Annotated in this window: 11 protein-coding genes and 1 pseudogene; 2 read left to right on the plus strand and 10 right to left on the minus strand. The window is 32.4% G+C overall.

Annotated elements, in window-relative coordinates:
* Positions 1-4: 4 nt before the first annotated feature.
* A complete protein-coding gene (locus ABH955_RS24740) occupies positions 5-1069 on the minus strand; it encodes a lactonase family protein (protein WP_404457368.1) in 1065 nt (354 codons plus the stop codon).
* A gap of 101 nt (positions 1070-1170) precedes the next feature.
* Positions 1171-2403: a peptidase T gene (pepT, locus tag ABH955_RS24745; RefSeq protein ID WP_404457369.1), complete on the minus strand. Its 1233-nt coding sequence runs from the start codon at positions 2401-2403 to the stop codon at positions 1171-1173.
* A 182-nt stretch (positions 2404-2585) separates the two neighbouring features.
* On the opposite strand from pepT, the gene ABH955_RS24750 reads away from it, so the two are divergent.
* Positions 2586-3230: a YczE/YyaS/YitT family protein gene (locus ABH955_RS24750; RefSeq protein WP_404448043.1), complete on the plus strand. Its 645-nt coding sequence runs from the start codon at positions 2586-2588 to the stop codon at positions 3228-3230.
* 136 nt (positions 3231-3366) lie between these two features.
* On the opposite strand, the gene ABH955_RS24755 is transcribed toward ABH955_RS24750, so the two are convergent.
* The 4 genes and pseudogenes from ABH955_RS24755 to ABH955_RS24770 all read right to left on the minus strand — a co-directional run bounded on the left by ABH955_RS24755 (position 3367) and on the right by ABH955_RS24770 (position 5570).
* Positions 3367-3684, minus strand: a complete 318-nt coding sequence (locus ABH955_RS24755; protein WP_404448040.1) for a hypothetical protein — start codon at positions 3682-3684, stop codon at positions 3367-3369.
* Positions 3685-4005: 321 nt separating this feature from the next.
* Positions 4006-4581, minus strand: coding sequence for a histidine phosphatase family protein (locus tag ABH955_RS24760; protein ID WP_404457371.1), 576 nt, complete (start codon positions 4579-4581; stop codon positions 4006-4008).
* Between the two features lie 94 nt (positions 4582-4675).
* Positions 4676-5164 (minus strand): annotated as a pseudogene (locus ABH955_RS24765) (alpha/beta hydrolase); the annotation flags it as partial.
* A 19-nt stretch (positions 5165-5183) separates the two neighbouring features.
* The gene (locus ABH955_RS24770) at positions 5184-5570 is read right to left on the minus strand and encodes a VOC family protein (protein WP_113936867.1); all 387 of its coding nucleotides are present in this window, start codon (positions 5568-5570) and stop codon (positions 5184-5186) included.
* A 435-nt stretch (positions 5571-6005) separates the two neighbouring features.
* Here ABH955_RS24770 and ABH955_RS24775 point away from each other — a divergent pair, with 435 nt between their 5' ends.
* The gene (locus tag ABH955_RS24775) at positions 6006-8726 is read left to right on the plus strand and encodes a putative bifunctional diguanylate cyclase/phosphodiesterase (protein WP_404491775.1); all 2721 of its coding nucleotides are present in this window, start codon (positions 6006-6008) and stop codon (positions 8724-8726) included.
* 99 nt (positions 8727-8825) lie between these two features.
* On the opposite strand, the gene ABH955_RS24780 is transcribed toward ABH955_RS24775, so the two are convergent.
* Genes ABH955_RS24780 through ABH955_RS24795 form a run of 4 tightly spaced genes read right to left on the minus strand, consistent with a single transcriptional unit; the run spans position 8826 to position 12140 of the window.
* On the minus strand, positions 8826-9890 hold the full coding sequence (locus ABH955_RS24780; RefSeq protein WP_404457374.1) for an undecaprenyldiphospho-muramoylpentapeptide beta-N-acetylglucosaminyltransferase: 1065 nt from the start codon (positions 9888-9890) through the stop codon (positions 8826-8828).
* 21 nt (positions 9891-9911) lie between these two features.
* A complete protein-coding gene (locus ABH955_RS24785) occupies positions 9912-10220 on the minus strand; it encodes a DUF6572 domain-containing protein (RefSeq protein WP_060752180.1) in 309 nt (102 codons plus the stop codon).
* Between the two features lie 25 nt (positions 10221-10245).
* The gene (locus ABH955_RS24790; protein ID WP_404457376.1) at positions 10246-11157 is read right to left on the minus strand and encodes an SDR family oxidoreductase; all 912 of its coding nucleotides are present in this window, start codon (positions 11155-11157) and stop codon (positions 10246-10248) included.
* Complete coding sequence (locus ABH955_RS24795) at positions 11154-12140, minus strand: UDP-N-acetylglucosamine 4,6-dehydratase family protein (RefSeq protein ID WP_404491776.1); 987 nt, start codon at positions 12138-12140, stop codon at positions 11154-11156. Before ABH955_RS24795 ends, ABH955_RS24790 begins: the two co-directional genes overlap by 4 nt.
* Between the last annotated feature and the right edge of the window lie 365 nt (positions 12141-12505).

The raw sequence follows: 12505 nt of genomic DNA on the forward strand, positions 1-12505 counted from the left end.
CTATCTACTTTTTCACATGCAAAAACTTCACACATACCGGTTCTGGCGCACTTATTCCATCCTGTAAGAGCACTAATTTCCCCGTTAATTCATTTCTAGAGAATAAAGTCAATGTATTAGATTTTTCATTCGCAGCAATTAAAAATCTTTCTGTCGGATCTAAAGAAAAGTCCCGTGGCCAATCTCCTTCTGTCGATACTGTTTCAATAAAAGTTAGCTCTCCATTATGCTCATTTACTCGGAAAACTGCGATACTATTATGCCCTCTATTTGCTGCGTAAACAAATTTGCCATCTGAAGAGATATAAATTGCACTTCCATAACTTTCTTCACTATAATCTTCAGGTAATGTAGAGATATATTGTTTTTCTTTAAAACTACCACTATGTGCATCATATTGCAGTACAATAATCTCTGAACTTAGTTCCGTCATAACGTATGCAAGATGTTTATTGGGATGGAATACAAGATGTCTCGGACCGCTACCAGGTTTAACAGATAAACAAGCAGCTTCCATTAATCCTCCGTCACTTTCTTTATATGTAATCACCTTGTCTATTCCTAAATCAACTGCTACTACATATTTTTCATCAGGAGTAAAATTCGCATAATGAGCATGCGCCTTTTCTTGTCTTTCCTTATTCAGTCCTGAACCTTTATGTTCTACAATTGTCGTAGCAGTATTTATACTTCCACTACCCTTTTTCACTATATAAGATTCAACTGTTCCTTTATGATAATTCGCTGCTACTACTATACTATTCTCCCGATTCACACTTACATAGCACGGCGATACCCCTTCTAAAACTTGCATGTTAATCGAATTTAGATTACCGGATTTATTATGAATGGAAAAACTAGCAATTCCACCTAACCCATTATCTTTCGCAACAGAATAAAGGTACTCGTTGTTATGACTAATCGTTACATATGTCGGACTTCCTATATGAGCTGCTAATTCAATCCCTTTAAGTTCTCCGATGTTCGTATCAAGTATAAATTTATAAATCCCCTTACTCTCTGCTTTTGTATATGTCCCTATATAACCATGATACTGATTTTCACTCATAACATTTCCCCCTTTTACAAACGTCTTGTAACAAGTTTCACTTTGTATGTTTTACTATAGAAAAGAACCAAGTAGCACTTCATTACTACTTGGTTCTCTTTTTAAGCTTGTTCTTCAAAGCGTCTTGCGATTTCTACAATAACTTGAACAGCTTTTTCCATAGTATCTACCGAAACATATTCAAATTTACCATGGTAGTTTTCACCGCCAGTAAAAATGTTTGGTGTTGGTAATCCCATATATGATAATTGAGATCCATCTGTCCCGCCGCGAATCGGATGAATATTTGGTTCAATATTTAAACTTTTCATTGCCTCATAAGCAATATCAACAATTTCTCTCACCGGTTCAATTTTTTCAAGCATATTATAATATTGATCATTCATCTCTAAAACGATTGCCTCTTCGCCGTACTTCTCTTGCATGTTTTTCACAATATCTTTAATGGTATTTTTACGCGCTTCAAAATGATTACGTTCAAAATCTCGAATAATATAGTAAGCTTTACTTTGCTCAACATCACCATTTAAAGAAAGTAAATGATAAAACCCTTCATATCCCTCTGTATATTCTGGTGCCTCTTCTACTGGCAAGTATCTATCAAATTCCATAGCAAGTTTACTTGCGTTGCGCATTTTGTTTTTCGCTGTTCCAGGATGTGTATTTGTCCCTTTAAAGGTTAACTTAGCGCTTGCAGCGTTAAAACTTTCATATTCTAAACCACCTAATGGACCTCCGTCCATCGTATAGGCAAAGGATGCACCAAACTCTTCTACATCAAAATGCGATGGTCCACGGCCAATCTCTTCATCTGGTGTGAATGCTACTCTTATTTTCCCATGTTTAATTTGCGGATTATGTATTAAATAGTTCATTGCTACCATGATTTCTGTTAGACCAGCTTTATCATCAGCTCCTAGAAGTGTTGTACCATCAGTTGTAATGATTGTATGGCCTTTATATGATGGCAATTCTGGGAACTGTTCAGGTGTTAACACAACATTTAACTCTTCATTTAACGTAATTGCTTTTCCATCAAAATTTTCATAAATTTGTGGTTTTACGTTTTTCCCCGTGAAATCTGTTGCTGTGTCTAAATGAGCTAAAAAGCCGATTACAGGAACATCCTTATCTGTATTAGCAGGCAGTGTTGCCATTACGTAACCATTATCATCCATCGTCACTTCTGATAATCCAATCTCTTTTAACTCTTCCACTAATAACTTACCAAACTCAATTTGTCCTGGTGTTGTTGGTACTGTATGACTTTCTTCATTTGATTGTGTATCAATCTTCACATATCTCGTAAATCTTTCAATAAGTTCTTGTTTCAAATTCGTTCACTCCTTTTATATTTCTTTCTCTATTATAATCCTTATAACGAAATATTTTAACTTTTTTGACTGTGAAAATATATATCCATTTACATTTTTAATAAATCATAAAAAGACATAACATTTGTACATTTAAATTCAAACATGTAATATACATCATTATATATTGGGAGGTTTTAAAGATGAGGCTAACTCTCTTTCGCTATTTTCTTTTTTTCCTAGGATTAATTTTTTTTGGACTTGGAAATGCTCTCGCAGTCAAAGTTAAATTCCTCGGTTTACACCCTTGGGAAGTATTAAATATGGCTCTCTATGAACGATTCGGATGGACACTTGGTACTTGGAGTGTCATATGTGGGTTATGCCTCGTTCTTATCTCTTTATTAGTAGATCCAAAATATATAAACGTAGGTACATTTTTAAATGCACTACTTATCGGTCCTATTATGGACTTTTTCTTACGATCAAACATCCTTCCAAACGCTAGTGATTATTTATGGATAAACTTACTCATTTTATTTTCTGGTATTGCAATTACAGGAATTGGGGGCGGTATGTACGTTGCGGCTGGGATTGGCGCTGGACCTCGCGATGGATTCATGCTTACTATTTCTGACAAAACTGGGTTATCTATTAGTCGTGCTCGAATCATTGTAGAATGCTTTGTACTAGTCATTGGATACATGCTAGGAGGTCCTATTTTTATCGTAACTTTTCTATACACTTTTATTCAAAGTCCAATATTCCAGCATTCATTTAAGGTATTTCAAGCACTCTTACATATTTTACATAACAAAAACAAAGAGCGAATTAATGAAAATATATAAAACATAACTTAATACCAATTACTCTTTTCATTAACTTTCTTACAAATAATTCACCCTATTTACGATTCCCACCGCAAATAGGGTGTTTCTTTTTTCATCCGATAATATATATTTAATTAAACATCAAAAGCATATACTACTCATTCACAATAAAAGTATATACATCATTATAAATACAACCATTTACTCTAATAACATACTTACCTGGTTTATTGAACTGAACTGTATAATTACTTAGTTGTACCGCTTCTTTATCTCCTGAAAGAATATCAATACTTCTACCACTCAATAAATAAGATTCACTTTGATTCATCGCTACATTAATAGTATTGAACTTCTCCTCTTTCGCTTGTGGTGTTTCTGCAGTACTTACACTTGGTTCTAAAAATAGTAGTCCACTTAATCCAATTGAACCCGCTAGAGCTACTCCTGCAAATTTTTTCATTTTTTTCATCACAATGACCCCCTTATAATTTTAGTGTAAAGGCGATTTCTCCCCCCTACACCACAAAGCCTATATGTAACGAAATGAAAAGTAAACACGTACAACAAGACAAAATTCTACATCTTTTTCTCCTATTGAATATAAATCCAGCGTTTGGAGTTTTGTCACATTTAAAGTTGTTTCCCTAAACCAATTTCTCAATAAACTATTCAAAAACTGAATAATTACTTATTGATTTAACATTCTAAAAATAGTTGATAAAGATGCTTTCTCTTCAAAAAAAAGTGTGTTTCAAAAGTAACTTTTAAAACACACTCCATATACTCCATTTCATTCTTCTCTCCATAATCTCTCTACATTTATTAATTGCTCGTCTTTAAATTCTAGCTTATATACGTCTGGTTTTGATGTATTCATTAAAAATTCAAGCCCATATTGGTTATCAAAATAGTTCATCATTAGTGTCATTACAAGCCCATGTGTACCAACTACAATTTTATGTCCTTGAAAATCCATTAATATTTCTTTTAATATTTTCACTACTCTTCTCTGACAATCCACATACGATTCTCCTCCAGTTAGTGTGAAATCTGGATTAGAGAACATCTTCTTTACGAGTGGATACACTTCCTTATCTGATATAATCTTATCCTCACTTAAAAACCTACACTCTTTGAGATTTTCATATACTACTATTTCTTTTTCATGGTAATTAGCTGACCTTTCTATCGTTAACATAGCCCTCTTATACGGACTTGAAATGAAAGTATCAATTCCCTCTGTTTCTAATATCTCAGTTACTCTATGAGCATCTAAAATTCCCTTCTCAGTTAATCCACGTGTTCTTTCATCTCCTTCTAATTTTGGTGATTCACCATGCCTAACCATATAGATATATGTATTCATAATTCCTCCTTGAAAATTTTTATAAGTTAATTACTTACTTTAATCTTTTCTGTATCAAAACTTGAATACAATCAAAATATTAATTTATTCTTTTTTATGAACTCTGCTGAGCAGTTCGTCTAACCCACTCCGAAACTAAACTCTCAAATAATTCAGGCTGTTCGATTTGTAAATTATGTCCCGCCATATCTAATACCGCTAATGTCGCTCTTGGGTAATCTTCAATGATTCCTACAATATCTTGATAACCTACCGATGTATCTTGTCTTCCAGCTAATAAAAGAACGGGTTTCTCATATTTTTTATGCTGGAAGTCCAAAGTAAGAGAGTAATTCTTTTGTAATCTTTCAATAAACCCATCATTAGCAATATCTAGCCCTGGCTTAATTTCTTCTTTGAAACGCTTATATGTATACTCATTCGCAACCACTGCTAACTCACAAAATTCTTCCCTTTCGGTTGAAGTAAGCGTATTTAAAAATTCTTCCTCTCTTACAATTACCTGTTTATCTGGGAGAAGCCTTTTTTCTCGTTGCGCTACAACAACAGGACATACTAACAATAATCCACTAACTCTATCAAAATTCGAAATTTCTCTAGCCTCATTCTTCTATTTGCATCAATACAATTCTCCAACCATCTGGGTCCTCTATAGTAATCCCCTTTTCTTTCCAATATGGATTTTCTGGTTCTACTTCATCGTATCCCATTGCATGCAGCCTTTTACTCACTTTTTCTATTTCATTATATTCTCTTATATAAAACACAAGTAAATTATCTTTTGTTGGGGCTGGACATGGGCTTCCATCTATATGTCTTGTAAATTCTAAATGATATTCTTCATCCGGTAGACCAAACATGACTCCATCATAACCATCATGATCATAAAACTCACCTATACGTTTTAAACCTAATCCCTCTTCATAGAATGCAATAACCTCTTCAAATTTATCAGTTGGACGTGCTATTCTAAACTTCACCCATTTCATCGTGATTTTCCCTCCATATTAAAAATCAATTACTGTATTACATATTATTGTATATAATCAACACGTTTCTTTAATCCCTCATTAGTATGAGAATAGGTACATACAAAGGTCTTACTTAATACACTTTAATAACGAAAAACTCCCCTCATCTAGAGAGAAGTTCCCATCACTTTATATGCAATTTTACATCTCCGCTTGCAAATCACTAAAAAACCTTTAAAATCTAAAGGATGACTAAATATACAAATTCTATCTGCATTCCTTATAAATTGAAAAATCATTGAACTCAATACTTTTTCAATTTTAAGAAGTATTACATTCTTCATTTTTTCCTTATAAGCATGCTTTTTATAAGGAAATCTGATACAATCCTTAAGTAATATTATTATGTATAGATATTACGAATATAGTACATACTTAAAGAAGGTGATTTTTTTGAAATTAAATAAAAATTTACAGCTATGTATATTAATCACAACATTAATATGCTATTCAATCTATTTTATGTTTTTCTTTCTATTCCCTACTAATTTTTCAAATTTCAATGTACGCTTCGCTTCACTCATCGTTGAAGTCATTACATTTATATCGCTAATTTACTCTATATACTCTAAAAAAGTTAGTTCAAATCCTTTTTGGATATGTATTACAATTGCAATTGGTAGTTTTTTATTAGGAAAAGTAGTATATACGTATCAAGATACCTTTTTCGAACTTCCAATACATCATTTTACTATTTCTGATGTATTTTACATGTTTTTTCTATTCTTCTGCCTTATCGCTTTTTGCTATAAGGTCTTAAAAGAATGCAATAAATGGGAAAAAGCTTTCTTTATTTGTGATATATGTATAGTACTTACTTCCATATTCACATTAGAATGGTATTTATTTAATCAGCCAAATTTAAATATATTCTCACTTTCACTCGCAGATATTTTCCTTTCATTTCTATATCCAATTGCAGATCTATTATTTCTTCTACTAGGTGTTAGTCTCTTTTTCCGCCCAACAATTTTTAAGTCCAAGCGGAAAATTTATATCTTTATTTTTGTATTAATTAGTTCTGCAACTTTTAACTATATTTATTTTTACTTAAATACCCATTTATCAACTGACACTATAACATTTTTACGTCTTTTATATAGAATACCTATATTGCTTATCGCAATAGCTGGGTCTATTTCAGAAGATGATAATAGCCATAAAAATTATTTCATTGTAAACCCTATACTAGGAAAGAAAGTTTTAGTCGTATTTCCCTATCTTGCTGTTGCAATACTAATCGGGTTTACGTTAAAAGAACAAACATCATCTTCAACTCTCATTACAGGAAATTGTATCGCTTTTGTTTTCGTACTTATTCGCCATTCTATTGTGCGTATGCAAAACGACACCCTAACAAAACGTTTACAAGTATTTAATGCTCAACTAGAAGAAAAAGTTACTTTAAGAACCTCTGATTTAGTCCATAAATCAGAGGCCCTATCTCAGAAACAACAAAAATTCAAATCATTATATGAATATCATCCTGATCCCATTTTTACGATTGATTTAAATGGAATATTCTTAAATGTAAATAAAGCAGGAAGTATACTACTTGGAGCACCAACGAACGAGTTACTTGGTGAGACATGTTTTTCTATTATTTTAGATGCAGATAAACATAAACTGATATCTGCATTAGAAAAAGTTAAACAACAAGAATCAGCATCCTTACAACTTAGTTCTCAATATAAAGATGGCTTTACTTATTTTTTATACGTTACCATCGTTCCTATTATGATAGATGGACAAATTTCAGGAAGCTATATTATGGTAAAGGATATTACCGCACTAAAAAAACAACAAGAAGAAATAAAATATTTAGCATTCCACGATACTGTAACGAAAATTGGGAATCGATCCTTTTTCCATAGAAAGCTAAGAAAATTTATAAAAAATGCTAAAACAACACAAAGTGAGTTTGCATTATTATATTTAGATTTAGATCGCTTTAAAGTAATTAACGATACACTTGGACATTCGTCAGGTGATTACATATTAGAAGAAGTAGCAAAACGTTTCCAATCATGTCTTCCATCACATACTCATCTGTCAAGAATCGGTGGTGATGAGTTTACAATCTTAATTGAAAACTATACTGACGAAGATTCCTTATTCGAGTTATGTAACCAATTATTTGAAAGCACGGAAAAGCCGTTTGTCATACATGAGCATAAATTAACTTTATCACTGAGTATCGGTATCTCCATTTATCCACATTCCGGAATCGATACCGCTACACTTCTGAAAAACGCTAATGTTGCAATGTATGATGCAAAGGCAAAAGAGCTCAACTCTGTCTCTATTTATGACGATGTAATCGCTAAAAAAATCGAAAGACGATTACGATTAGAAAAAGATTTACCAAACGCAATACAAAATGAAGAATTGTTCCTTTTGTATCAACCTCAAGTTGATAGTGAATCTAATAAAATTATCGGTGCAGAAGCTTTAATCAGGTGGAATCATCCTGAATTAGGTATTATTTCTCCATACGAGTTTATTCCGATTGCAGAAGAAACACTACAAATTATTCCAATAGGAAAATGGACATTACAGCAGGCTTGTGAGCAAATGAAACGTTGGCACGCACTCGGATATTCGCATTTAAAAATAGGGGTAAATTTATCTGCTAAAGAATTTGAACAAGACGGCTTTGTAAAATCTATTTCTTCTACTTTAGCAACTACAGGCTTACCAGCAAGTTCCCTTGATCTAGAATTAACAGAACGAATTGCAATGATGGATGAGAGAGAAACATTGATAAAACTGCGTACACTAAAAAGTTTAGGGATTCACATTTCAATCGACGACTTTGGTACAGGCTATTCTTCCCTAGCCTACTTACCTTTATATCCAATCGATACGTTAAAAATCCCAAGAGAATTTATTACAATGTCTGAAACGTGTGAAGATGGAATGGAAATCATTAAAACAATCATCACATTAGCAAATACATTAGGAATGTCTGTCATTGCTGAAGGCGTAGAAACGAAAGAACACGTAAATTTCCTTCAAAAAAATAAATGTCAGTTTATTCAAGGTTACTATTACAGTAAACCTATTCATACTAATGCATTTACTGAGCTATTAGAAATCGGTATTCACCAATAGTACATAGCTAATCGGTATAAGTAATAATGAATTTGAGCAACTATAGTAAAAAGGAAAGAAGATACCTTCTTTCCTTTTGTATTTCTATTTAAATTTCTATTACTTCACCACTTCATTTATTATATCTATTAATTGATGAATCCCCTCATCATTTGTTTTCTTATATCCATTCATGTTTTGAATATATCTCTCCTTATTTGTATACAACTTATTTACTGCATGTGTAAATGTACTACTGTTTACTCTATCTTGAAGTAAAACTTCCGCATATCCTTGTCGTGCAAAATGGTCAGCATTTAAAACTTGATCCCCTCTACTGGAACCATTAGTTAACGGAATAAGCAACATCGGTTTCTTCAAAAATAACAATTCAGAAATAGCAGTAGAACCAGCCCTGGAAACTACAACACTTGCCATATTCAGTATATGTGGCAACTCTTCCCCTATATATTCAAATTGCATATAACCTTCCATTCCGATAGAAGGATCCACCTTCCCTTTACCACACATATGAACAATATTAAAATTTAATAATAATGTATCTAAACTTTTCCTTACCATATCATTTATCCACTTAGCACCTTGACTCCCACCCATTATTAACAATACCGGTTTATCTTGCTGAAATTTACAATAGCTTCTTCCTCGTAATACGTTACCTCTCTCAATTTCTTCCCTTACAATTGGCCCTACATAAACCTTCTTCTCAGTACTTACATTACCCCCTGTTTGAGGAAATGTTGTGCATAGTTTTTTAGAAAAAGGTAATGCTATTTTATTTGCCAACCCTAACGTACTATCTGGTTCACGTATTATTATAGGTATACGATTTAACCATGCCCCTATAACTACAGGAACTGAAACAAATCCTCCTGCCGAAAAGATAACGTCAGGCTTCATTTTCTTAATTAATTTATAACTTTGTAAACAACCGTTTATAATTTTAAAAGGATCTTTAAAGTTCTCCCAATCCCAATATCTCCTAAGCTTCCCGGTTGAAATACTATTATACTTAACATTTTGGACTAATAATTTTTCAATTCCATTTTGAGATCCAATATACTCAACTCCCCATCCTTTTTCTATAAATTTAGGAATCAATACCATATTAATCATTACGTGTCCGGCTGTACCGCCCCCAGTAAAGAGAATCTTTTTATTCATAACTTATATCCACCTTTATCATTAAAAATCTAGCTTTATATTAATCTTTAACTCAAGTCCTATATCTTGTAAGAGATCTTTGATGAGTTCATAAAAATCATTTCCATACTCACTACACTCATACTGAGCAAAAACTTGAATCACATGCCTAGTTCTAGTCTCTAGTGCTGGCTTTATTCGATCAACCTTTTTTTCTTCCACATACGCTCGATATTGATTTATTGCCTCATAGAGGTGCAACACATGCGCTTCTTCATCTTTCCAATCCAACGTATCAACAATCGAAAGAAATAGCGTACTTTGATTATCTATCGCTTCATAACAATTCATATATTTGTTATATCCTTTTATATTTTTATTGAATGCAGATTTCACTACACTTCGCATATTCAAGTACATCTTTTAATGATTGCTGAAATTGAATTTCTGGGATCCATCCTAATTTTTTTATATCCTCTAATAATAAATTTTCATTTGAGCTGCTCCCACTATTCTCTTTTTCTTTTATAGTAAAATTCAGCTGTGTTAATCCTTTAAATTGCTCCAATACATCTAATAAAGAGCGTTTTACTCCTGATCCAATATTATATTGTTTTCCATTTATACCATCACGTAATAACACATGATACGCTTTAATTGCATCACGTACATCTAGAAAGTCCCTACTATCTTTCAAACTGTTTACTTCAATAATCGCTTTACTTCTACCCGATTCTATATCTATCATTTTTTTTGCGAGAATTGAACAAACACCATTCGATACTCCTGGACCAATTAAATTTGAAGGCTTTGCAATGATAATATTTGAATCCATTAATCCGCCCCAAGCCTCTGCAATAATGACTTGCATAGTTTTACTTAAACTATATGGATTTGAAACTTTTATGTTTTTCATACTATCTGCTTGCAATGCAGATCCTATAACTAATGTTTTACAATGCGAGGCTTCCTGCTTAATGGCTTCTAATAAATATAAAGTCCCTATTACGTTAATCTCTATATATTCCAGAGAAGCTGTCCAAGACTCATTAACTGAGTTTCTTCCTGCTAAATGCAATACATAGTCTGGTTTTATTTGTTTAATTACCTTCATTACTTCACTCTTATTTGTTAAATCACAAGTAATACCATTTTCGATTTTTTCTCTATGTGAACGATTTTGAAACATAGGAATTACATGAAAGCCCTGCTCTAAAAAATATTGGTAAGCATGACGTCCTGTGAAGCCATTTGCACCAGTTATTAAAAGGCTCGCATTTTTTTTCATCGTAAAAACCCTCCTTTTTCTAGCATTTGTTTCACCTCATATTTTGTAAGTAAGTCTTGTTGAGAACTAAAACTATTCACATCCACAAGCGGATAACTAGCATAATATTCTTGAAGTCCTTCTATAGGAATAGTCGGTAGTACCACAAAATAATTTTGATCAAAACTAATACTTGTTTTACTCTCTACCTCAGATAAAAGCATTTCACTTAATTTTTCACCAGGTCTTATTCCTACCTCTTTTATCTTCACGTTTTCTTTTTTCGAATCTTCAATCAATACTTTCGCTAAATCCGTTATTTTACATGCTGGCATTTTCATAACAAAGATTTCTCCTCCTCTTCCTTCAGATGCTGCTTTAAATAACAATCCAACAGCATCTTCAATGGTTAAGAAAAATCTAGTCATATTTGCATCGGTAATCCCTACTTTTGAAGATTGCTTAATTTGCTTTTTAAAAAGCGGTACCACACTTCCACTCGTTCCTAAAACATTTCCGCCACGAACACAAATGAATTTTGTTTTCTTCGTTTGCACATTCGCATGAACCATTAATTTTTCACCAATTGCTTTTGTCATTCCATACGTATTTGATGGATCGGCCGCTTTATCAGTTGAAACATATATAACTTTCTCAACTTGATTCTGGATAGATGCTTCAATTACATTTTGCGTACCATGTATATTTGTTTTTATAGCTTCATAAGGATAATATTCACATACTGGAACATGCTTTAAAGCTGCAAGATGAAATACATAATGTACACCTTGGCAAGCATATACTAGTTGCTCTTTATCACGAATATCTCCAATAATAAATTTTAATCTCTCTTCATTTATAAACTGTTGCTGCATTTCAAACTGAACCGTTTCATTCCTTGAAAAAACTCTAATTTCTTTCGGTGATTTTTCTAATAGTTGTTTTATAAGTTCATGTCCCCACGAACCTGTACCACCAGTAATTAAAATTATTTTATTACGCATTCCTTTTCCTCCTACCATACATTTCAATTCAAATTGTATTTATTAAGGTTATTGAATTATTTTCAATTGATTCAAATCATAATCGTCGTTTGTTACATTTAATTGACAAAATAAAAAAACAGAAACTATTTTTTAATAGTTTCTGTTTTTCATTTCACTTCTTAGCAATTAGATTTTCTTTATACTGTTTGAATGATAACTATATTACTGGTTTAAAAAACACCGCTCATTTATTTCTTATACTCGTAATAAAATAAAGTGAAACTTTAATTAGTGAGGATTTTGTCCATCCCCCACTGATTATTAGTTGAATCAATCGGGCTTTTACGAGCAGCCCCACCCTCACCTAACTTCTTTGCTTTAGC

It is taken from the genome of Bacillus sp. RC240, assembly GCF_044907945.1.
In the GTDB taxonomy this organism is placed as follows: domain Bacteria; phylum Bacillota; class Bacilli; order Bacillales; family Bacillaceae_G; genus Bacillus_A; species Bacillus_A mycoides.

Coding starts and splice junctions, on each gene's coding strand:
- ABH955_RS24740 (WP_404457368.1), bottom strand. CDS start 1,069: ATGAGTGAAAATCAGTATCATGGTTATATAGGGACATATACAAAAGCA.
- ABH955_RS24750 (WP_404448043.1), top strand. CDS start 2,586: ATGAGGCTAACTCTCTTTCGCTATTTTCTTTTTTTCCTAGGATTAATT.
- ABH955_RS24755 (WP_404448040.1), bottom strand. CDS start 3,684: ATGAAAAAAATGAAAAAATTTGCAGGAGTAGCTCTAGCGGGTTCAATT.
- ABH955_RS24760 (WP_404457371.1), bottom strand. CDS start 4,581: ATGAATACATATATCTATATGGTTAGGCATGGTGAATCACCAAAATTA.
- ABH955_RS24770 (WP_113936867.1), bottom strand. CDS start 5,570: ATGAAATGGGTGAAGTTTAGAATAGCACGTCCAACTGATAAATTTGAA.
- ABH955_RS24780 (WP_404457374.1), bottom strand. CDS start 9,890: ATGAATAAAAAGATTCTCTTTACTGGGGGCGGTACAGCCGGACACGTA.
- ABH955_RS24785 (WP_060752180.1), bottom strand. CDS start 10,220: ATGAATTGTTATGAAGCGATAGATAATCAAAGTACGCTATTTCTTTCG.
- ABH955_RS24790 (WP_404457376.1), bottom strand. CDS start 11,157: ATGAAAAAAAATGCGAGCCTTTTAATAACTGGTGCAAATGGCTTCACA.
- ABH955_RS24795 (WP_404491776.1), bottom strand. CDS start 12,140: ATGCGTAATAAAATAATTTTAATTACTGGTGGTACAGGTTCGTGGGGA.